We start from the raw sequence: 22,265 nt of genomic DNA on the forward strand, positions 1-22,265 counted from the left end.
GTAGTATCTTCCAGCACTTACTTAAATCGTTTCTGTCGTTTCGGCTACACCATCTGGGCACGGAAGCGGGCAATCTTGCCTGCCGTCGAGCCGTCAATGATTTCATCGCCGACGCGGATGCGCATGCCACCGAGGAGGCTGATGTCAACCTCAGAGTGAATGGACATCGCACGACCATAAATTTTGCCCAGCTTCTCAGCGAGTACTGCCTGCTGGCCTTCATTCAATTCACCCGCAGCGACAACGCGCGCGATGGTGCGATCCTGCAGGGCTGCTGCAGTATCGGCCAATCCGGCTACGTCATCAATCGGGTTCTGCTCTGGGCGGCTGATGGCCTGCAGCGCGAGCGCCTCAGTAAACATCGTCACCTTGCCGTAGAGCACGTTTGCCAGCAATCCGCGCTTGCGTGCGGATTCAGCAGTTCGATCGGAAAGCAGCTGGGTAAGCTCGCCCTCGCGGTCCAGAATCTGGGCCAAGCGGAAAAGCTCGTCTTCGACCTGGCCCAATTGGCCCTGCGCCTCGGCTGCGCGCAGCAATGCGCGGCGGCCCAAGGATACAAGCCCGTTGACGAAGTCCTTCGGCGAAGACCATTGGTTCGCCGCAGCTTCCTGCAGGATGCTCAGTGCACCGGCAGAAATCTTGGAGCCAAAGAGATTCTCGGCCAAGGACTTGCGTGCTTCAGCCGGGGCTGCAACGTCGATGAAGGACACGCGCAATTCGCGGTCCCCATCCAAAACGTCGGCGACCTCAAAGATATCCAGGCCCGCTTGGACTGCACTAGCGACGTTCTTATCGCCAGCGAGGATTTCATCCACACGGGATTGTGAGTTTGCGAGTGCTTCGCGGCTAGCTGCCTTCATAGTTGCCTACTTTCCGGCCGGTGCCACAGAGTCGAGCTCGGACAAAAAGCCATCGATGGTAGAGGACTTCTTGGAGGCGTCAGAAAGCTCGCCGCCCAGAATCTTTTCTGCCAAGTTGATGGAGTTCTGTCCCATTTCGGAACGCAGCTCAGTAACAACCTGCGCACGAGAAGCTTCCAACTGCTTTTCGCCATTGGCGACGATGCGGCGGGATTCCTCTTCCGCTTGGCTCTTCGCGTCAGCCTCGATCTGCTTGCCGCGCTCGCGCGCCTGCTCGCGGATCTCGGCTGCCTCTGCGCGGGCATCAGCCAGCTGAGCATTGTACTTTTCTAGAGCAGCCTTGGCCTCGGCCTGCTGGGCCTCAGCGCGCTTCATGCCGCCCTCAATCCGGTCTTCACGCTCTTCGAGCAACTTGGTGTAACGAGGAAGCACGAACTTCCAGAACAACCAGAGAATTACGATGAAGCACAGCAAAGACCAGAAAATGTCATAGTTCTTGGGCAGAAGAACGGAGAAGCTACCCGAACCTGGGTTCTCCTCGCCCTCTGCTGCAAGCATATAAACGACGTTATTCATAGGTCTCCCGTCTTAAAAGTTTCGGTTTGGAAAACTCGTACTTTTAGAACAGGAAGCCGGCAACCAGGCCGATAAGGGCCAGGGCCTCGGTGAAGGCGATACCCAGGAACATGGTGGTACGCAGCTGGCCGGCCATCTCCGGCTGGCGAGCCATAGCCTCAACGGTCTTGCCGGCAACGATGCCGATACCGATACCTGGGCCGATAGCAGCCAGGCCGTAGCCGATGGTGCCGAAGCCTTCGAACGTCGTAGCAGCATCCTGTGCCAGAATGATTTCGTTCATGGTGAAAGTCGTTCCCTTTCGAAAAAGTCTTCAGTCCGAACCGGACCGAATGTCAGTGTTGTGTAATTAGGTGGATTACTCGGTCGCGCTCGTCGACCTCGTCCTTAGTGCGAATCAGCGTGCAAGGACAACTCGATGTACACCGCCGTCAACAAAGCGAAGATGTACGCCTGCAAGAAGATAACCAGAATCTCGAACAGGCTCATAGCCAAGCCCAAGACCACGGTTAGCCCAGACAGGACGGTCCAACCATTTAGCTGCCAGAAGAAGAAGTTCGTAGCAGAGAAGAGAAGAACCAGGATGATGTGTCCAGCAAGGAAGTTCGCCATGAGACGAATTGCAAGGGTAACCGGTCGCAGAATGAACGTAGAGAAGAACTCAATCGGTACCACCAAGAGGTGCAATGCCGGTGGCAAGTTCGGAATCACTACGGAGGAGCGAATGAACTTACCAAAGCCGTAACGCTTGGCGCCGGCGTAAATCATGACGATGTACGAAACGGCTGCCAACACAATTGGCATACCAATACGACCGTTGGGCGAGACGTTAAGTCCCGGAATAACGGTCGCGACGTTCATAAACAGAACCGCGAAGAAGATGCTAGCGATAATTGGCAGGAATCGCTTTCCCTCCTTCTTACCCAAAATGTCCTCGGCGATGTGGACGCGGACGAAGTCGACCGCGTTCTCGCCCACATTCTGAATGCCAGAAGGAACCAACTTAGGGTTCTTAAAGGCAGCCCAGAAAAGGATCACCACAATTAGAGTCATCAAAATGCGAATCAGCATCAGGCGATCAAGCGCGAACCATCCGTCGGCGAAGTCACCGAAAAACAGATGGTCGGCATCAATTTGCCCCGGGAAGAATTCTTCACCTAGATCGGGCGTATGGAAGTGCCCTTTCATAGCCAATGTTGTAACGCTCAGCGTTCTCTCCCGTGTTCGGGCCACACAGCCAATAGCTGGCTTCTGTGGTGCGATGGACGTCTCAAACTCTCTGCCTTGAACACGGACTCCGTCGCACATCAGCGTGAACAAGACAGGGATTTACCGTGCAGGATAAAAGCGCAACACTTAACCCCGCGGTAACCCGAAGCAAATCGTATCAGCTGGATCGACAGTTTTCGCACGTGGGGGCCCCATAAGCCACACCCGATACCGCCATATCCGTCTTTTGGCAGACAAAACCGCGCTATTCCTGCCTAATTCACAAACGTGCATTTGATCACACCCCCAAGCCAACACACCTCCTCGGGGGTGGCGGCCTGCCATTAATGCCAGCATGCAGGCATAAAAAGGCCGCCGCGCACCACCCCAGTGCGCGACGGCTAAGCCCTAATGTGGGCGCGGGTTAGGACACGTAGGTGACCCGAGAGGTAACCACGGCCCAGACTTCGGAGCCTAAGGTAACGATGAGTGCGACGACGACAGTAAGAAAAAGCGCCCAGGTGTCATAGAAATCCATGTCCCGGATAATGGCCAGCACGCCGATAAGCACGATCAGCTTGATAAGCCAGCCGCCCAATACCACCGCGATGGTGGTTGAGGGCGTCGAGTTCGCGGTAAAAAGGACCGATAAAGCGGTAAACAAGACAAAGCCGCCGCCGAGGGCAGCGCCGACGATAACGCCCCAGAGCCCGGCGACACCTTGTGCCCCGCCCCAGACGGCGAGGGAAATGATGGTAAAGATGCCGAGGGCGGTAGCCCCCTTCTTTACGGCGCGCTGCAGCGGCACGCGCGGGTCATCGAAATTAACATTTTCCGTTGTGTCACTCACGGACATTCACCCTACATCACGCGCTCGGAGAGTCATGCAATACGCAATCATCCGATGACCGGAGGCCAATCTTGCCCTGCCGCAGTGGGATCAAGGTCGCACCAAAGGCAACCAATAATGCCGTGATGGACAGGCCGATCGCTACTGGAGCCGGCACGATGGAAAAAGACACCGCACCGAAGGCCACCGCGGATACCCAGAGGTACAACACGAGCACAGTGCGCCGGTGCGTATGCCCCAACGACAACAAGCGATGGTGGATATGCGCCTTATCCGCAGAAAATGGCGAACGGCCCTGAGACAGGCGACGAATAACCGCCCAGACAAGGTCTAGGACTGGAATAAACACCGCTGCGATCACCACGAGGATGGGTGACATAAGCGCCACCATGTCCACGGTGCCGTAGAGCGACATATTGATCTTGCCCGAGGCCGAAGTAGAAGCCGCGGCGAGCAAGAGCCCGATGAGCATGGAGCCGGAATCGCCCATAAAGATTCGCGAGGGTTCAAAGTTATGGGGCAAAAAGCCCGCACACATCCCCACCAACGCAGCGCTGATGATAGCGGGTGGATACGCCGATACCGCCCCGCCCTGGTCATGCAGAACGGTGAGCGAAAAGACCAAGATGGCGCCACCGGCGATAAGCCCAAGTCCTGCTGCGAGGCCATCGAGGCCGTCGACGAAGTTGATGGCATTGATAAGGAGCACGGTGAAAAACGCGGTAAGCAGGGTGCTTTGAATCTGGTCGAGCACTACCGTGGTCCCGCCACCGAAGGGGATGAAAAGCAACGTCCACGTCAGGCCCAGGCCACTCATGAGCGCGGCGGCAAAGAGCTGCCCAAAAAGCTTGATGAGGGCGCCGAGCTCTAGGTAGTCATCGGCAACGCCAACAAGCACGATGGCCAGCGCCGCCCACATCACCGCGCTCATTTCCGGGGTGACGGGCATGAACCCGCGAGTCAAGGCTGGAAGCTGGGCTGCGAGGAATATCGCCGCGCCGAAGCCGGTAAACATGGCGAGCCCGCCCATGCGGGGCGTGGGCTGAGAGTGGGAATCGCGCAGGCGAATTTCTGCCACCCGGCCTGTGCGGACCAAAAAGGATCGCACCACGCCGGTGGTCAGGTAGGTAAATGTCGCTGCAACGAGGATGACCAAGGCCAACTCGCGCAGCGGTACGCCAGTGCCGCTCACGCGAAATGCTCCTTCTATCCTTGGGGCCGGGTGCGCAACGAGTCAGCCGAGACGCCGAGGACCTCACCGATCTCCTCTGCGGATAATGCACCCTCCCGCAGCAGGTATGGATGGTCACCGGCGAGGTCAATGATGGTCGAGGGCTTGCCGATGTCCGTTTCTCCCCCGTCCAAATACACGGTGACGGCCTTGCCCAGTTGAGCCTTGGCCATTTGCGCGGTCGTCGGCGGTTGGTGTCCAGAAATATTGGCAGAAGAGACCGCCATCGGCCCCACCTCGCGCAAAAGCTCGATGGCAATCGGGTGAAGGGGCATCCGCAGCATGACGGTACCGCGGGTATCACCTAAGTTCCACGGCAGGGACGGGGCCTGCGGCACGACGATGGATAGTCCGCCTGGCCAAAAGGCTTCAACGAGGTCACGGGTGGAATCGGGATACGAGGCGACGAGGCCGCGAACGGTGTTCCAGGAGCCGACGAGCACGGGAACCGGCATATCCGGCCCACGCTGCTTAGTGGCAAGTAGATTGGCTACCGCGTCATTATCGAAGGCATCGCAGCCCAAACCGTACAGCGTATCGGTGGGCATGACCACGAGCCGCCCAGACTTGGCGGCCTTGGTGGCGATGCTCACGCCTTCCTCACGCTCGGTGTCATCGGCGCAATTATAAATTTTTCCTTGCATCAATTATCCCCTTCTTGCCCGACGGTGATGCCTTAGTCTACCGCGCGCTGTGCGGTAATAAAGCGCGGCGTGCCTGTTAAGTCCTTAAGCGGAGCGATATGGGAAAAGCCGCCGTGGTCACCCACCGCATCGCGCACGGCATCGCCAGTCGTATCGTCGTGTTCAATCGCCATGACCCCACCGGGCCGCAATAGCCTGGCGATGGTGGGAATCAACCCGCGGATTACTCCCATGCCGTCATCGCCGCCGAAGACGGCCACGTGCGGATCGTGATATACCTCCGGTTGCAGGTTCGGATCTTCCGGAACGTATGGCGGGTTGCTCACCACGAGATCGACCGTGCCATCCCAGTCCGCCAGAGTCTGGCTGTCGGTCGCGTCCGCCTGCACCACCTCTATCCCGGTGCCGAGAGTATTGGCGCGGGTGAACTCGAGGGCGGCATCGGAAAGCTCTACTGCCTTAACCTCCGCCTGTGGTACGTAATGCTGCAGGTAGAGCGCCAGCGCGCCCGAGCCCGAGCACAAATCCACCATGCGCGGGCCGGGGGCGTGGTGGACCGCCCAGTCCGCCATCACCTCCGTTTCCGGGCGCGGGATGAATACGCCTGGGCCCACCTTCAATTCCAAGGGCCCAAACCACGCCGTACCCAGCACGTATTGCAGCGGCTCGCGCTGTTCCCGCCTGCGCAATAGCGCCTGGAAGGCTATGTCAAAGCCGGGCATGGGCGGCTCATGCAGCGGAATATCCAAATGCCCACAGTGAATGAGGTGGGAGATGAGGATCCGCGTATCCCACTCGGGGCTTCCTACTCCAGCAACGCGAAGGCGCTGCACCCCATGGCGCAGCGCCTCACCGTACGATTTCATCGACCGCGATTACCCCTCGGCCTCAAGGCGCTCGGCGCGCTCTTGGTCCTGCAGGGCCTTGATGAGATCCTGCATATCGCCGTTCAACACGGAATCCAGGTTATTGGCCTTGTAGCCAATGCGGTGATCCGTGATGCGGTTTTCGGGCCAGTTGTAGGTGCGCACGCGCTCGGAGCGGTCCATGGTGCGCACCTGGGAGGCGCGCTGCTCGCCAGCCTCGGCCTCGCGGGCCTCGCGTTCCATCTGGTCCAGGCGGGCCTGCAGCACCTGCAGGGCGCGGGCCTTGTTCTGGATCTGCGAACGTTCCTTCTGGCAGGTAACGATGAGCCCCGTGGGCAGGTGGGTAATGCGCACCGCGGAGTCGGTGGTGTTCACACCCTGACCACCCTTACCGGAGGAGCGGTACACATCGACGCGGATATCCTTGTCATCGATATTGACCGATTCCACCTCTTCCGGCTCTGGGTACACCAGCACGCCAGCGGCAGAAGTCTGAATGCGGCCCTGCGATTCCGTGACCGGCACGCGCTGCACGCGGTGCACGCCGCCTTCAAACTTGAAGACGGACCACGCGCCATCGCGCGTCGGAGACTTAGCGCGGAAGGAAATGGTCATGTCCTTCACGCCGCCCAAATCGGACTCGTTAAGGCCCAAGACCTCCCACTTAAAGTCGATCTTATCGGCAAAACGCTCATACATGCGGGCCAAGTCGCCGGCAAAGAGCGCGGCCTCTTCACCGCCGGCGCCGGCCTTGATCTCCATGATGATGTCTTCCGAGTCCTGCTCATCGCGCGGGGCGAGCAGGTCTGCCAGCTTTTCTTCCAGCTCTTCCACGGACGCTGCTAGGCGGTCCGCTTCTTCCTGGAAGTCGTGGTCTTCATAAGCCATCTCCTTGGCGTCCGCGAGATCCTCGCGCGCCTGGGTCAGCTCCTCGTTGACCTTGATGATGGGGCGCAGCTCCGCGTACCGCTTGGATAGCTTGCGAAAAGCCTGCTGATCGCCGGCGATTTCTGGGTCACCCATCTGCATTTCAATACCCTGGTATTCCGACACAATGTCATCAACCATGGAAACTTGATTAGACATAGTCTTCCTCGTCCTTATCCGCAGCCATTGGTGCAGAAGAAGCCACCTGCATGAGGAACTCGCCATTCGAGCGGGTCTTCTTAAGCTGCTTGATCAACAGGTCAATTGCCTGGTGGGAATCCAGGGCCGACAGGATGCGGCGCAGTTTGGTCATAATGCGCGCCTCCTCAGGCACCAGCAGGAGCTCGTCCTTGCGGGTACCAGAGGGGTTGACATCCACCGCCGGGAATACGCGGCGTTCCGAGATCCCGCGGTCCAGCTTCAGCTCTGCGTTGCCCGTACCCTTGAATTCCTCGAAGATGACGGTATCGCCAGTAGAACCGGTCTCCACCATCGCGGTGGCGATGATGGTCAGCGAACCGCCCTCTTCGATATTGCGGGCAGCGCCCAAGAAGCGCTTTGGCGGGTAGAGCGCATTGGAGTCCACACCACCGGACAGGATGCGGCCCGATGCCGGGGAGGAGTTGTTGTAGGCGCGGCCCAGGCGAGTAATGGAATCCAGCAGCACCACGACGTCCTTGCCCTGCTCCACCAAGCGCTTGGCGCGCTCGATGGCCAGCTCGGAGACGGAGGTGTGCTCTGAGGGCGGGCGGTCAAAGGTGGAAGAAATGACCTCGCCCTTCACCGAGCGCTGCATATCCGTGACCTCTTCGGGGCGCTCATCCACCAGCACGACCATGAGGTAGCACTCGGGGTTATTGGTGGCAATCGCATTCGCGATATTTTGCAAAATCGTGGTCTTACCGGCCTTCGGCGGCGAGACGATGAGCGCGCGCTGGCCCTTACCAATCGGCATGATCAGGTCGATGACGCGGGTGGTCAGGATCTTCGGATCCGTTTCCAAGCGCAGTCGCTGGTTGGGATACAGCGGTGTCAGCTTATTAAAGTGCGGGCGCTGCTTAGCCTCTTCAGGATCGATCCCATTGACGGTATCGACCTGCACCAACTGGTTGTACTTGCGGCGGTTGCGGCCATTGCCGTGGGTGTGGGTAGGCCCAGCCACCTTGACCTGACCGGTAATAGCATCACCAGAGCGCAAGCCCAGCCGGCGCACGATGTTTTTATTAACAAAGACATCCGCGTCGCCCGCGCGGTACCCAGTGGTGCGCAGGAAGGCGACGTTATTGTCTACGACATCCAAGATGCCGCCGACTGCCTGTAGCTCATCGCCCTCGCGCACCTGCAGGTCATTGCCGCCGCCGTGGTTATCATTATTGCCCCGGCCACCCCGGCGGTTCCGGCGGTTGCGGCGGCCACGGCGGTTGCCGCGGTCAAAATTATTATCGTCATTGCGATTATTACGGTGATTATTATCGCCGTTCTTCTCGCCCTGCTTGTCTCTCTGGTTATCGGAGCCATCCTGGGAGTCATCGCGGCGATCCTGGTGACGATTCTGGTTCTGTCCCTCGCCCCGGTTGTTGTCACTCCGGTTATTCTCGCCGCGGTTATTATCGTCCTGCTCTTGACGCTCCTGGCGGCGGGCGCGGTTGCGGCGGGCACGACGGGCCTGCGACCGCGATTCATAGCGTTGGTCGTCGCCGTTGTCCTTGCGGTCTTTGTCGCGATTGTCCTGCTGGTCGCTGGACTTGCCGTTATCGCTCTCGCCGCGATCGTCTTTCTTAGACGGCTTATCTTTCTGCTTGGCAGGCGCCGCATCCTTAGCGGGTTTCTCGGCCTTCTCGGCCTTTTCTGCCTGCTCTATTTTTGCCTTCGCCTTTGGGGGAACCTGACCGGTCTTAATAGCGGTGATGAGATCCCCTTTGCGCAGGGCAGAGACGCCGCGAAGGCCGCGCTCAGCGGCCATTTTGCGCAATTCCGGCAGCTTCAGGGATGCGAGATCCTGTGCCGCGGTGTTGTCCGTATCGCTCACGGATATCCTTTCGTTGCTTGACCAGGTCCATAGTTGGGATCCGCCCTCCCCCATTTCGGGGAAGCTTGGGCGGGTGCACTGGAAGCCGATGTGTATTTTTCTTATCTTCTCGCCCTCGTGCCAAGGTGCGAGCGCACCCTGCCGGGCAATAAGCATGAGGCCTCTTCCGGTTACCGTATGGGAATTCCCCCTTGTAGCTCGTACGCGGGGGCGGAAGAATTCAAGAAACGACTGTGGGCAATGTTTAACAATGGGACCTGTCACTGGGCCCGATTGCATAGGACTGGGAAGATTTTCCCGCTTTCCTATCAGTCGAAAGCAAGTATAGCGCATTAGCTACACCGTGAGTACTTGGACACCGCTACAGTGGAAGCATGCTTTCCACGATGATGGATATTCCCCTGTCTCTAACCCGTATTTTGGAATACGGCGCGTCAGTGCACGGCAATACCACTGTTACCACCTGGCACGGCGAGGGCACCGGATCCGAGTTTGGCCCCGCAGAAAAGGTCACCTTCCGCGATATCGCCGCCCGCGCGGCCGCCTTTGCCCATGTTTTGCACGATGACCTCGGTATTACCGGCGATCAGCGGGTGGGCAGCTTTATGTGGAATTGCGCCGAACACCTCGAGGTCATGTTTGGTTCCGCCTGCAAGGGTGCGGTTTTCACCCCACTGAATAAGCAGCTGATGAATGACCAGATCCGGCACATCATTAGCCACGCTGAGGTCTCCGTCATCGTGTGCGATCCCCGGCTCGCCCCGCAGTTGGGCACGGTTTTAAACGGCGCGCCTTCCGTGCATTCGGTTATTTTTACCGGCTCCCAATCGCCGCAGCGCTTTGCCCATCATTTCCCGCGCGGCATCGAGTTTTATTCCTACGAGGCGCTGCTGGATGGCCGCTCCACCATCTACGATTGGCCCGAGCTCGATGAACGCACCGCCGCCGCACTGTGCTATTCCACCGGCACCACCGGCGCGCCGAAGGGCGTTTTATACTCCCACCGCTCGCTCTACCTCGAGGCCATGCAGCTGCGTTCCTCGGATTCGCTGTGCATTACCCACGGTGAGACCTTCCTGTGCTGCATTCCCATCTATCACGTGCTGAGCTGGGGCGTTCCCTTTACCTGTTTCATGACGGGTACCCCGCTCGTGCTTCCCGATGCCGATGTCTCCGCCCCCACCCTTGCCAAGGTCATCGCGGCCACGTCGCCCCGCGTGGCCCACGGCGTGCCCACCATCTGGATCCAGCTCTTCGTGCACTACATGCACAATCCGCCTGAGCGCATGACGCTGACGGAAATTTACGCCGGCGGCTCACCTGTGCCGCCGCAGCTTATCAAGATGTGGGAGGAGCATTACGGTGTCGACGTCGTCCACGTCTGGGGCATGGTCGAAACCTCGACGGTCGGCAGCGTCGCCCGCCCGCCGCAGGGTGCCTCCGGCGATACCCGCTGGGCATATCGCATCTCCCAGGGCAAGATTGCCGCATCGCTGCAGTACCGCGTGGTCAATGATGGCCAAGTGGTATCCAAGACCGACCGAAATGCCGGTGAGCTCCAGGTGCGCGGCAACCTCGTGACCGGTTCTTATTATCATTCTCCCACCGCCGAGCCGGGCGAGGTGGCTTCCGAGTTTCGCGGCAAGCCGGTCGAGGCCGCGGAATCCAAGTTCACCGCGGATGGCTGGTTGCGCACCGGCGATGTCGGTTCCGTGACGAAGGACGGCTTCCTCACCGTTGAGGACCGCGCCCGCGATGTCATCCGCTCCGGCGGCGAGTGGATCTACTCGGTGCAGCTGGAAAACCTCATCATGGCCAATTCCGATGTGGTGGAGGCCGCGGTGATCGGCTACCCCGATAAGCAATGGGTGGAACGCCCCCTTGCCGTCACCGTCTTGGGCGAGCAGGCCTCGCCCACCATCGAGACCGCCGAAAAGTTGCGCCAGAGCCTGCGCAAGGAATTGCCCAGCTGGATGCTGCCGGAGTACTGGACCTTCGTAAAATCCATCGATAAGACGTCAGTGGGCAAGTTCGATAAGAAGGATTTGCGCGCCCACTTGGCCGAAGGCGATTACAACATCATCCGCCTCAAGGGCCCGGGTGAAGCCCAGCGCCTTGACGATATCGACGAAAGCGATTTTAACCGGGAAAACGAGGAATAATCCCCGGCCAGGTGGCGTTGTAGCTTGGTGTACCTTGTTCCCCACTCTTAAACTGGCAGCAATGACTTCACCAACGCCTTCTTCTTCAGCGGTCTCCCTGCCCCTGCCCACCGTGGGCCGGTCGCAGCCGCCGGAGGACTTACCTGCCGCCGCAAGCGACGGCACCCGCGCCTTGGTTGATCGCTACGGCCGCAGGGCCCGCGACCTGCGCGTGTCGCTTACGGATCGCTGCAACCTGCGCTGCACGTACTGCATGCCGGCCGAAGGCTTAGAGTGGATGCCCACGCAGCAAACGCTGTCCGATGATGAAATCATCCGGCTTATCCGCCTCGGCGTGGAAAAGCTCGGCATCCGCCAGGTGCGCTTTACCGGCGGCGAACCGCTGCTGCGCAAATCCTTGGCGGATATCATCGCCGCCACCAAGGAACTCACAACGGATGAAGGCATCGCACCGTCCACGGCACTGACCACCAATGGGTTGGGCTTGGAAAAGCGCGCTGCAAAGCTCGCTGACGCTGGGCTCGACCGCATCAATATCTCGCTGGATACCATCGATCCTCAGCGCTATGCCGCACTCACCCGCCGAGACCGCCTATCCCACGTGCTCGAGGCCATCGCCGCCGCAGCGGATGCCGGATTAAATCCCGTCAAGATCAATGCCGTGGTCATGCCCGGCGTCAATGAGGAAGATATCGTCCCGCTGGCGGACTATGCCCTGCACCAGGGTGCCCAGCTGCGCTTTATCGAGCAGATGCCACTCGGCCCGCGCGAAAAATGGCGCCGCGAAGACATGGTCACCGCCGATGATATTTTGCTCAGGCTCCAAGACCACTTTTCCATGCGCCCTGCGCGTGAGCCGCGCGGATCGGCCCCGGCCGCGTTATGGGATACTATCGCCCCCGATGGCACCGTCGGCAAGCTGGGCATTATCGCCTCCGTGACCCATCCCTTCTGTGGCGACTGCGACCGCACCCGGCTTACCACCGATGGCGCCGTGCGCAACTGCCTCTTTGGCAATTCCGAAACCCAATTGCGGGATCTCATGCGCTCCGGCGCCAGCGATGAGGAGTTGATGGAGGCATGGGCCGGGGAAATGTGGACGAAGAAACCGGGCCACGGCATTGATGATGAAGGCTTTTTGCAGCCGGATCGTCCCATGTCTGCCATTGGCGGCTAATCTAATAATTTATGTCCGCATCGCGTTCCATTTCTGAGCACCTTTCCGCGGTTCTGGCGCTGGCGCCGGCCCCGCGCGCAGAGTCCGTTCCCGTGGGCCCAGCGCTGCGCGGCCGGGTATTGGCGGAGGATGCCACCGCGCGTTTTCCCGTCCCGCCGTTTGCCAATTCCGCGATGGATGGCTTCCTCGTCCGCGCCACTGATATTTCGGGCACGGGCCCAGGCCCGTGGACGCTGCCGGTAGCAGGCGATGTCCCCGCTGGGGCTACCGCCCAAGAAGTTCCCGCCGGCCAGGCCGTTCGCATCATGACCGGCGCGCCGGTGGGTGATGCCACTGGCTTAATCGTCGTCCCAGTAGAAGACACCACCGTCCCGCCTGGGCCCACACAGTTGCCGAGCGAGGTCACCATCACCGCCGCGCCCACAAAATCGCATATCCGCACCGCAGGCGAAGATATACAGCCAGGCATCATCGTTGCTACGGCTGGGATCACCGCGAATGCCGCCGTGATCGCAGCGCTTATTTCCACCGGAATCTATTCCGTGGAGGCTTACCGGCGCCCGCGCATCGCGGTGATTTCTTCCGGCAATGAGCTATCCCCGTATCCGGACGAGCTTTCCCCAGGGCGCCTGCCGGATTCCAATGGACCGATGCTCGCCTCCCTTGCCTACACGGAGTCCTACTCCCACGTCGGCGACGACCCCGCGGAGTTATCCCGGCTGCTTGATGAGCTCACCGAATCCCACGATCTCATCATTACCTCCGGCGGGGTATCGACCGGCGCCTTTGACGTGGTGCACGGGGTGCTGGGCACGGGCGATGATTCGTGGTTCGGGCACGTTCATCAGCGGCCGGGCGCGCCGCAGGGCATCGGCACGTGGCGGGGCGTTCCGGTGCTCTCGCTGCCGGGCAATCCGGTGGCGGCGTTCGTCGGTTTCCAGCTCTATGCCCGCCCGCTTATCGCCGCCTTATCGGGCCAGCCGCACCCGCGGGAGGCCGTCCAACTGCGCGCGGAGGTCGCGGTACCGCTGCCACCTGCACACACGCGCCCCTGTATCGTTCCGGTCACCGTCAGCTTTGCGGGAAAACCCAGGATTACTGGCGCGTTAAGCCGCGGCAGCCACCGGGTGGTCTCGCTGGCAGGTACGAATGGGTATTGCATCATCGATGGACCTGCCCCCGCCGCGGGCGAAGAGACCACCGTCTATCTGTATTAAAGAGGAGAATTTTCTATGGAGTTTACCCACCTCAATTCCGCCGGCACCGCCTACATGGTCGATGTGACCGAGAAGCAGCCAACCGTGCGCACCGCCACCGCCGAGGGCGAGGTCGCCTGTTCCCCGGAGGTCATGACCGCGCTGCGCGAGGGCACCGTACCCAAGGGCGACGTGCTGGCGGTCGCGCGCATCGCCGGCATTTCCGCGGCAAAGAAGGTTCCAGAACTCCTGCCACTCGCCCACACCATTGGCGTGCACGGCTGCGCGGTAGATCTTGAGCTTGCCGATACCCACGTGAAGATCACCGCCACCGTGCGCACCGCCGACCGCACCGGCGTGGAAATGGAGGCGCTGACCGCGGTCAACGTTGCCGCCTTAGCGCTCATTGACATGGTCAAGGGCGTTGATCGCTCCGCCTTTATCCGCCGGTGCGGCATCGTGGCGAAATCGGGCGGCCGCTCCGGCGATTGGTCTAGGACCCTCCCGGAGGCTTAATGGACGGCGCGATCATTCTGGCCGGCGGGCAATCGCGCCGCATGGGCGGGGCCGATAAGGCACAGGTGCGCGCCTTTGGCCTGCGCCTGGTGGATCGCCTGCGGCACCAGCTTCCCTATGGCATGCCGTCTATTGTTATCTCCCCGTATTACCTCGGCCTGCCGCAGGTGTGCGAGTCCCCACTTTTCGGCGGCCCCGTCGCCGGCATCGAGACCGGGGCGCGCGCACTCTCCCAGTGCGACCGCCTGGCGCTCTTCGCGGTGGATGCGCCCGATTCCCCACAGCTGCTGCCATGCCTTGATAACGCCTTAAACGCCGCGCCCACCGCCGGTGCCGCGATTACCCGCGCCGCGGATGGGTACTTACAACCGCTGTGTTCGTTGTGGCATACCGCTGCGCTCTTTGAGCGCTTGGGCGCGCTGGAGTCGACCCGCAATGTCTCCGTGCGCAGGCTTATCCGCGGCGCCGATTTCGTCGAGGTGGCCGGCACCGGCGCCGAGCGCGATTACGATACCCCTGCCGAATTGCAGGCCATTCCGCCACACCCCGCCCTTCGCGCTCACCGGCGCGGCTAATCTAGCCACACTCCACCCACCCCGTGAGCGCGAAGGGCGGGTTACGGGGAGGGGTGAGAGAGATTATTCGCCGCGGGAGCGGAAGACATCGGCAAGCAGCGGCGCAATAACCCCAAGGGCATCTGCGACGGCGCCGGTGGATGAGGCGCAATTGATGATGAGGCTGCCGCCGCCGTGGTCGGTCATGCCAATGATCCCGCGGGAGAGGCCCGCCTTGGGCGAGGACCCGAGCCCGCGCAGGAGCACCTGGGTCTCCAGGCCGTAGAGGCGGGCCTTGATATAGCGCTCGGTGACCTCTGGGGTCAGGTTCGTCGCCCCGATGCCAGTGCCGCCGATGACCACGACGATATCGGTGCCGGTATCCACGGCGGTGCGCAGCGCGTCGTCGACTGGCGTATAGCCCTCCGGCACGATGCTCGGTGGCGCGACATCGATGTCGTGGGTGCGCAGGATTTCTGCCGCTTTCTCCCCGGCGCGGTTCGGTTTTTCCCCGGACAAAATGCGGTCCGAGCTGACGATTATCTGTGCCTTCCTTTGGGGCATAAGTCTCATTCCTTTCCCATTGTGGAGTGTGGTTAATATCACATTATTCAGTTTTCGATACCAACACACTTGGGACATGGGGCTAACCTGCGATATCGGAATCGATCAAGAATTACGCAACATTTGTATGCCGTAGTTAGATACGGATTTTACCGTTTTTATTTACCTGTTCGAGCATAGTCGCCGGTAAATTGAGGAGTCGAACGACCTACTACCTGTGAGGAAATCATGACTGCTCTTGATACCTCAGGCAAAGTCATCCAAGGTTGGGATCCAGAAGATTCTGACCACTGGGACTCTAAAATTGCCTGGCGCACGCTGTGGATCTCCACATTTGTCCTTATCATTGGCTTTGCCACCTGGTACCTCGTATCGGCAATTGCCCCACAGTTGAACCAGATCGGTTTCGACTTATCCCGCAGCCAGCTCTACTGGCTGACCGCCATCCCCGGATTGGCCTGCGGTATCTTCCGCCTCATCTTCATGTTCTTGCCGCCCATCCTGGGCACGCGCAAGCTCGTCTTCAGCTCGTCGCTGCTATTTATCATCCCCATGCTGGGTTGGTTCTTCGCGGTGCAAGACTCCTCCACCCCATACTGGTGGCTGCTGACCCTCGCCTTCCTCTCCGGCATCGGTGGCGGCGTGTTCTCCGGATTCATGCCCTCGACCGGTTACTTCTTCCCCAAACGCCTGTCCGGTACCGCGCTGGGTATCCAGGCCGGCATCGGTAACTTCGGTATCTCCTTTATCCAGCTGGTCGCCCCATGGCTCATGGGCTTTACCCTGCTGGGCGTGGGCTTTGTCGCCCCGCAGCGCACCGATGACGGCGAAATCTTTGTCCACAACCCCGCCATCTTCCTGGTGCCGTGGGCCATCGTCGGCGCATTCCTCGCGTGGACCCTGCTCAAGGACGTTCCCGTGAAGGCGAATTTCCGCCAACAGATGGACATCTTTGGCAATAAGAACACCTGGATTCTTACCGTCGTCTACTTCATGACCTTTGGCGCATTTTCCGGCTTCGCGGCGCAAACCGCGCTGCTTATTAACCAGATTTTCGGCGAAGGCTCCGAATTTGCCGGCACCTACGATAACCTCCCTGCCGGCGCGAGCTACGCCTTCCTGGGACCACTCATCGGCGCGCTCGTCCGCGCGCTGTGGGGCCCGCTGTGCGATAAGTTCGGCGGCGCCATCTGGACCTTCATTGGCTGCCTGGGCATGACCATCTTTACCGTCGTGGCCACCTTCTTCCTCACCCCGGACGAGCCGGATGAGGTCTGGTGGTTCCTGGGCACCATGCTCATTTTCTTCTTCTTCACTGGCCTGGGCAATGCCGGCACGTTTAAGCAGATGCCCATGATTTTGCCCAAGCGCCAAGCAGGCGGTGTCATCGGTTGGACCGGTGCCATCGGCGCCTTCGGCCCGTTTGTCGCGGGTGTCTTGCTCTCCATGATGTCTGCACCGACGTTCTTCTGGGGCTGCGCCGTCTACTTCGCCATCACCACCGTGCTGGTGTGGATCTACTACGCCCGCCCCAACGCCCCTTTCCCCGGATAATTAGGAGCTTTCATTCCCCATGACTGCATACTTCGCGCCCGAAAAAGGCAACTCAAATCCACTCTTTAAGCTCGGTGCCTACCTGCGCAAAGGCGAAGCTACCGATTCTGGTCAGCAGCTTTTCTTAAAGGGCGGCCGCCAGGCAGACGTCTTCTACCGCAACCGCTGGGCCTTCGACAAGATGGTGCGCTCCACCCACGGCGTGAACTGCACCGGTTCATGCTCGTGGAAGGTTTACGTCAAAGACGGCGTCATCACCTGGGAGTCCCAGGCGGTGGATTACCCCACCACCGGCAATGACATGCCGGAATACGAGCCCCGCGGCTGCCCGCGCGGCGCCTCCTTTTCCTGGTACACCTACTCTCCTACCCGCGTGCGCTACCCGTATGCCCGCGGCGTGCTGGTGGATATGTTCCGCGAGGAAAAGGCAAAGCACGGCGATTCCGTCCTGGCATGGCGCGCCATCCAGGAGGACCCAGAAAAGCGCAAGGCGTATATCTCCCAGCGCGGCAAGGGCGGGCTTATCCGCATCTCTTATGAAGAGGCCATCGATATCGCCTCGGCCGCGCACGTCTACACCATCCGCAAGTACGGGCCGGACCGCATCAACGGCTTTACCGTGATCCCGGCCATGTCCCAGATCTCCTATGGCGCGGGCATGCGCTTCCTGCAGACCATCGGCGGCGTCGCGCTCTCCTTCTACGACTGGTACGCCGACCTGCCCCCGGCATCGCCGCAGACCTTCGGCGACCAGACCGACGTCCCCGAATCCGGCGACTGGTACAACTCTTCCTACCTCATGATGTGGGGCTCGAATATCCCGGTCACCCGTACCCCGGACGCCCACTTCATGGTGGAATCGCGCTACAAGGGCACCAAGGTCGTCGTGGTCTCGCCCGACTTTGCCGATAACACCAAGTTCGCCGATGAGTGGGCTCGCATCGAGCCGGGCACGGATGCCGCCCTCGCCTTTGCCATGGGCCACGTGATCTTGAAGACCTTCCACGTAGACCGCCAGGAACCGTACTTCCTGAACTACATGCGCAAATACACCGACTCACCCTTCCTGGTATCCCTGGAAGACCGCGGCGACGGCACCTACACCCCGGGCAAGTTCCTCACCGCCTCGCAGCTTGCCGATGCCACCTTGAATTCCTCCCCCAACGCCACCCACCGTGGCCTGGTGATGGAGGAAGACGGGTGCATCGTTGACCCAGGCGGCACCGTGGCAGACCGCTGGGATAACGAAAGCGCCAAGTGGAACCTGGCGCTAGATAACGCCGATCCGGTCATGTCCATCGCAGAAACCGATAGCTTTGATACCGCCGAGGTGCTCTTCCCGCGCTTCGACCTGGATACCAACCCAGAGGACGTGGGAACCGATAAGCCCATTGGCGCGGGCATCGTCCACCGCGGCGTGCCAGTCCGCGAGGTCGACGGCAAGCTGGTTACCACCGTCTTCGACATCATGCTCGCCCACTACGGCGTCAACCGCGAGGATCTCCACCTGCCGGGTAGCTGGCCGAAGGACTTCCACGATTCCAGCGAAGTCGGCACCCCCGCCTGGCAGGAAGAGCTCACAGGCGTGGCCGCCGATACCGCTATCCGCATCGGCCGCGAATTCGCGCAAAACGCCGCGGATTCTAAGGGCCGTTCGCAGATCATCATGGGCGCTGGCGTCAACCACTACTTCCACGCCGATAATATCTACCGCACCTTCTTGGCACTGACCTCCATGTGCGGTACCCAGGGCGTCAATGGCGGCGGTTGGGCGCACTACGTGGGCCAGGAAAAACTTCGCCCGATCAACGGCTGGACCCAGTGGGCCATGGCCGCCGACTGGCAGCGCCCGCCGCGCCACATGATTTCCACCGGCTTCTACTACTTCGCCACCGAGCAGTATCGCTACGATAATTCGCGCGCCTCCCACTTGGGATCGCCGCTTGCTAGCCACGGTTCCATTGGGGACAAGATGGTCTCCGATACCATGGCAGAATCCATGCGCCGTGGCTGGATGCCGGCCTACCCGCAGTTCAACCGCAACTCCCTCTTCCTTGCCGATGAAGCCGATGAGGCCGGCATGGACATCAACGACTACGTGGTCCAAGAGCTAGAAAACGGCCGCCTGGAATTCTCCTATGACAACCCGTCTGCCGAGGAGAACTGGCCGCGCATCCTGCTCAACTGGCGCACCAACCTGCTCGGCTCGTCCGCCAAGGGCACCGAGTTCTTCCTGCGCCACCTGCTGGGCATCGACTCGGACGCCACCGCGGAAGAACTAGCCCCCGAAGACCGCCCACGCAGCATTAAGTGGGTGGATGAGGCACCGGAGGGCAAGTTGGATCTGATGATGACCACGGACTTCCGCAATACCTCCACCACGCTGGTCTCGGATCTCATCTTCCCGGCCGCTACCTGGTACGAAAAGCACGATATGTCCTCTACCGACATGCACCCGTACCTGCACTCGTTTAACGCGGCGATTAACCCGCCGTGGGAGGCACGCTCGGACTATGAGGTCTTCCGGGACCTGGCCGCGGCACTCTCTGATAAAGCCACCAAGTGGCTTGGCGTGCAACGCGATGTCATTACCCAGCCGAGCCACCACGACAGCCCAGACGAGCTCGGCATGCCCAATGGCATCGTCCCCGACCCCGAAGAACAGGGCCTTATCCCTGGGGTCACGATGCCGAAGCTGCATGTGGTCGAGCGCGATTACACCAAGGTCTACGAAAAGTGGGCCCACCTGGGCCCGCTTCCCGCCAAGGCCGGCACCGGCGTGCACGGCACCAAGTTCAACGTGGAAAAGCAGGTCAAAGAGCTCGAGCTTATCTGTGGCACCACGGAGACCTCGATGGGCGAGCTGGTGGACCTATCCAAGGACACCAAGGTCATCGACGCCATCCTGCACCTTTCCGGTGTCTCCAACGGCGAGCTAGCCAAGCAAGGCTTTGAGTTCCTATCCTCGCGCACCGGCAAGGATCTCACCCCGCTGGGCGCTCCCGATGAAGACGTACGCATCACGTGGGACGACATCAAGGAACGCCCGAAGGAGGTCATCACCTCCCCGGAGTGGACCGCCGATAAGCGCAATAAGCGCCGCTACACCGCCTTTTCCATCAACGTCGAGTTCGACAAGCCCTGGCACACGCTGACCGGCCGTATGCAGTACTACATCGACCACGACTGGTTCATGGACTACGGCGAAGCGCTGCCGATCTTCCGCCCACCGCTCGACCACGTCCACATGCACGGCGAATTCGCGCCGGGCACGGAATTGACCAATGACCGGGGCGAGGCCGAGGTCACCCTGCGTTACTTGACCACGCACAATAAGTGGTCCATCCATTCGCAGTACTTTGACAACCTGCACGTGCTCTCCATCTCGCGCGGTGGCCAGGTGGTCTGGATGTCCAATAAGGACGCCGAGAAAATCGGCGTGACGGACAATGACTGGGTCGAGGTATATAACCGCAACGGCGTCGTCTCCGCCCGCGCCATTGTTTCCCACCGCATTCCGGAGGGAACCATGCTGTGCAACCACGCACAGGAGCGCACCGTGGGCACACCTATCAACGAGCACACCGGCCGCCGCGGCGGCACGCACAACTCGCTGACCCGCATTTCCATCAAACCGGTGCACATCGCTGGCGGCTATGGCCAGCTGACCTACCACTTCAACTACATCGGCCCTACCGGTAATAACCGCGATGAAGTCACCCGCGTTCGCCGCCGTTCCCAGGAGGTATCCTACTAATGAAAGTCATGGCCCAAATCTCCATGATCATGAACTTGGACAAGTGCATTGGCTGCCACACCTGTTCAGTTACCTGTAAACAGGCATGGACCAACCGCGAAGGCACCGAGTACATCTGGTTCAATAACGTCGAAACCCGCCCCGGCCTCGGCTACCCGCGCACCTGGGAAGACCAGGAAAAGTGGAAGGGCGGCTGGGAGCGCACGGCGTCCGGCAAGATCAAGCCCAAGGCCGGCGGGCGCCTCAAGAAACTGGCTACCCTCTTCCACAACCCCAACCTGCCCACCATCCAGGATTACTACGAGCCCTGGACCTACCAGTACGAGGACCTGATGGGCGCCGAGGCGGGCCAGAAGACCCAGCCGACCGCCAAGCCGGTCTCCCAGATCGACGGACGGGACATCGGCAAGATTGAATGGTCCTCCAACTGGGACGATAACCTGGGTGGCTCTACTGCCACGCTTGACGATGACCCCGTTCTCCACAACATGAACCTCGAGGTCAAGAAGGAAATCGAGGACTCGTTCATGTTCTACCTGCCGCGCATTTGCGAGCACTGCATGAACCCGACCTGCGTATCCTCCTGCCCCTCCGGTGCGATGTACAAGCGCACCGAAGACGGCATCGTCTTGGTGGACCAGGACCGCTGCCGCGGCTGGCGCATGTGCGTATCCGGTTGCCCGTATAAGAAGGTCTACTTCAACCACAAGACCGGTAAGGCCGAAAAGTGCACGCTGTGCTACCCGCGCCTCGAGGTGGGCCAGCCCACGGTGTGCTCCGAGACCTGCGTGGGCCGCCTACGCTACTTGGGCGTTATCCTCTACGATGCCGACCGCGTCGCCGAGGCCGCCTCCACCGAGAATGAGCAGGACCTTTTCGAGGCACAAAAGTCGATCATGCTCGACCCCCACGACCCAGAGGTAGTCCGCGCGGCCCAGGCGGAGGGCATCCCGCACTCCTGGATCGATGCCGCGCAGCAGTCGCCGATCTACGACCTCATCTTCAAGTACGGCGTCGCTCTGCCGCTCCACCCGGAGTACCGCACGCTGCCGATGGTCTGGTACATCCCGCCGCTGTCGCCCATCGTTGACAAGGTGACCGCAACCGGCAACGACGGTGAGGACCACAAGATCCTTTTCTCGGCGCTATCGAATATGCGCATTCCGCTGGAATACTTGGCGGGCCTATTTACCGCCGGCGATACCGTCCCGGTGGAAAAGTCGCTGCGCCGGCTCGTCGCCATGCGTTCGTATATGCGCGATATCAACCTGGGCAACGAGCCGCAGGAGGAAATCGCCCAGGCAGTCGGCATGACGGGCAGGGATATGGAAGGCATGTACCGCCTGTTGTCCATCGCTAAATACGATGACCGCTACGTTATCCCCACCGCCTCGCCGGAATCCCCGCGCGGCATTACCGATTTGGATCCGTTCGGCGATGTGGACCCGGCCAAGGCCTCCGAGGACGTCTTCCACGACCTTGGCATGGGCGCGCCCGAAGCTTGCACCCACGGCGCCGAACCGCAAGGTAAGGTCTCGCTGCTCTCCTGGAGCGGCGACCGCCCCGATGCCATGTTCCCGCCGCGGAAGTAGG

At 60.6% G+C, this 22,265-nt stretch carries 19 protein-coding genes; 8 read left to right on the plus strand and 11 right to left on the minus strand.

Features of this window, described 5'->3' with window-relative positions:
• Nucleotides 1-44: 44 nt before the first annotated feature.
• The 10 genes from QP970_RS04965 to rho all read right to left on the minus strand — a co-directional run bounded on the left by QP970_RS04965 (nt 45) and on the right by rho (nt 9,192).
• Nucleotides 45-860, minus strand: a complete 816-nt coding sequence (locus QP970_RS04965) for a F0F1 ATP synthase subunit delta (protein WP_284869746.1) — start codon at nt 858-860, stop codon at nt 45-47.
• Between the two features lie 6 nt (nt 861-866).
• On the minus strand, nt 867-1,436 hold the full coding sequence (locus tag QP970_RS04970) for a F0F1 ATP synthase subunit B (RefSeq protein ID WP_005280197.1): 570 nt from the start codon (nt 1,434-1,436) through the stop codon (nt 867-869).
• Between the two features lie 43 nt (nt 1,437-1,479).
• Nucleotides 1,480-1,719: an ATP synthase F0 subunit C gene (locus tag QP970_RS04975; protein WP_005280196.1), complete on the minus strand. Its 240-nt coding sequence runs from the start codon at nt 1,717-1,719 to the stop codon at nt 1,480-1,482.
• Between the two features lie 104 nt (nt 1,720-1,823).
• The gene (atpB, locus tag QP970_RS04980; RefSeq protein ID WP_005280195.1) at nt 1,824-2,624 is read right to left on the minus strand and encodes a F0F1 ATP synthase subunit A; all 801 of its coding nucleotides are present in this window, start codon (nt 2,622-2,624) and stop codon (nt 1,824-1,826) included.
• A gap of 445 nt (nt 2,625-3,069) precedes the next feature.
• A complete protein-coding gene (locus QP970_RS04985) occupies nt 3,070-3,501 on the minus strand; it encodes a Cg1360 family ATP-synthase-associated protein (protein ID WP_239267753.1) in 432 nt (143 codons plus the stop codon).
• Between the two features lie 10 nt (nt 3,502-3,511).
• Nucleotides 3,512-4,687 carry an MraY family glycosyltransferase gene (locus QP970_RS04990; protein ID WP_239267754.1) on the minus strand — a complete coding sequence of 392 codons (1,176 nt, stop codon included), beginning with the start codon at nt 4,685-4,687 and terminating at the stop codon, nt 3,512-3,514.
• Nucleotides 4,688-4,701: 14 nt separating this feature from the next.
• A complete protein-coding gene (locus QP970_RS04995) occupies nt 4,702-5,370 on the minus strand; it encodes an L-threonylcarbamoyladenylate synthase (protein ID WP_239267756.1) in 669 nt (222 codons plus the stop codon).
• A 32-nt stretch (nt 5,371-5,402) separates the two neighbouring features.
• Nucleotides 5,403-6,236, minus strand: a complete 834-nt coding sequence (gene prmC, locus QP970_RS05000) for a peptide chain release factor N(5)-glutamine methyltransferase (RefSeq protein ID WP_239267758.1) — start codon at nt 6,234-6,236, stop codon at nt 5,403-5,405.
• A gap of 9 nt (nt 6,237-6,245) precedes the next feature.
• Nucleotides 6,246-7,322 carry a peptide chain release factor 1 gene (gene prfA / locus QP970_RS05005; RefSeq protein ID WP_005282411.1) on the minus strand — a complete coding sequence of 359 codons (1,077 nt, stop codon included), beginning with the start codon at nt 7,320-7,322 and terminating at the stop codon, nt 6,246-6,248.
• The gene (gene rho, locus QP970_RS05010) at nt 7,315-9,192 is read right to left on the minus strand and encodes a transcription termination factor Rho (RefSeq protein WP_239267760.1); all 1,878 of its coding nucleotides are present in this window, start codon (nt 9,190-9,192) and stop codon (nt 7,315-7,317) included. Before rho ends, prfA begins: the two co-directional genes overlap by 8 nt.
• A gap of 374 nt (nt 9,193-9,566) precedes the next feature.
• Between rho and QP970_RS05015 the strand changes: the two genes are divergently transcribed.
• The 5 genes from QP970_RS05015 to mobA all read left to right on the plus strand — a co-directional run bounded on the left by QP970_RS05015 (nt 9,567) and on the right by mobA (nt 14,818).
• A complete protein-coding gene (locus tag QP970_RS05015; protein WP_284869747.1) occupies nt 9,567-11,354 on the plus strand; it encodes a long-chain fatty-acid--CoA ligase in 1,788 nt (595 codons plus the stop codon).
• A 61-nt stretch (nt 11,355-11,415) separates the two neighbouring features.
• Entirely contained in the window at nt 11,416-12,531 is a 1,116-nt protein-coding gene (moaA, locus tag QP970_RS05020; protein ID WP_239267764.1) for a GTP 3',8-cyclase MoaA, read from the plus strand.
• 11 nt (nt 12,532-12,542) lie between these two features.
• Nucleotides 12,543-13,748 carry a molybdopterin molybdotransferase MoeA gene (locus QP970_RS05025; RefSeq protein WP_239267766.1) on the plus strand — a complete coding sequence of 402 codons (1,206 nt, stop codon included), beginning with the start codon at nt 12,543-12,545 and terminating at the stop codon, nt 13,746-13,748.
• A gap of 15 nt (nt 13,749-13,763) precedes the next feature.
• On the plus strand, nt 13,764-14,243 hold the full coding sequence (gene moaC, locus QP970_RS05030) for a cyclic pyranopterin monophosphate synthase MoaC (protein WP_239267767.1): 480 nt from the start codon (nt 13,764-13,766) through the stop codon (nt 14,241-14,243).
• Nucleotides 14,243-14,818, plus strand: coding sequence for a molybdenum cofactor guanylyltransferase (mobA, locus tag QP970_RS05035; protein WP_239267769.1), 576 nt, complete (start codon nt 14,243-14,245; stop codon nt 14,816-14,818). Before moaC ends, mobA begins: the two co-directional genes overlap by 1 nt.
• Before the next feature lie 63 nt (nt 14,819-14,881).
• On the opposite strand, the gene QP970_RS05040 is transcribed toward mobA, so the two are convergent.
• Nucleotides 14,882-15,361, minus strand: a complete 480-nt coding sequence (locus QP970_RS05040) for a molybdopterin-binding protein (protein WP_239267771.1) — start codon at nt 15,359-15,361, stop codon at nt 14,882-14,884.
• A 228-nt stretch (nt 15,362-15,589) separates the two neighbouring features.
• Here QP970_RS05040 and QP970_RS05045 point away from each other — a divergent pair, with 228 nt between their 5' ends.
• Genes QP970_RS05045 through narH form a run of 3 tightly spaced genes read left to right on the plus strand, consistent with a single transcriptional unit; the run spans nt 15,590 to nt 22,264 of the window.
• Complete coding sequence (locus QP970_RS05045) at nt 15,590-16,915, plus strand: nitrate/nitrite transporter (protein WP_239267773.1); 1,326 nt, start codon at nt 15,590-15,592, stop codon at nt 16,913-16,915.
• Nucleotides 16,916-16,934: 19 nt separating this feature from the next.
• A complete protein-coding gene (locus QP970_RS05050; protein ID WP_239267774.1) occupies nt 16,935-20,672 on the plus strand; it encodes a nitrate reductase subunit alpha in 3,738 nt (1,245 codons plus the stop codon).
• Nucleotides 20,672-22,264, plus strand: a complete 1,593-nt coding sequence (gene narH / locus QP970_RS05055; protein WP_126318814.1) for a nitrate reductase subunit beta — start codon at nt 20,672-20,674, stop codon at nt 22,262-22,264. The genes QP970_RS05050 and narH overlap by 1 nt, the downstream gene beginning before the upstream one ends.
• Nucleotide 22,265: the final 1 nt, after the last annotated feature.

Origin of the sequence: Corynebacterium sp. MSK073, from assembly GCF_030232085.1 — a bacterium.
Lineage (GTDB): Bacteria > Actinomycetota > Actinomycetes > Mycobacteriales > Mycobacteriaceae > Corynebacterium.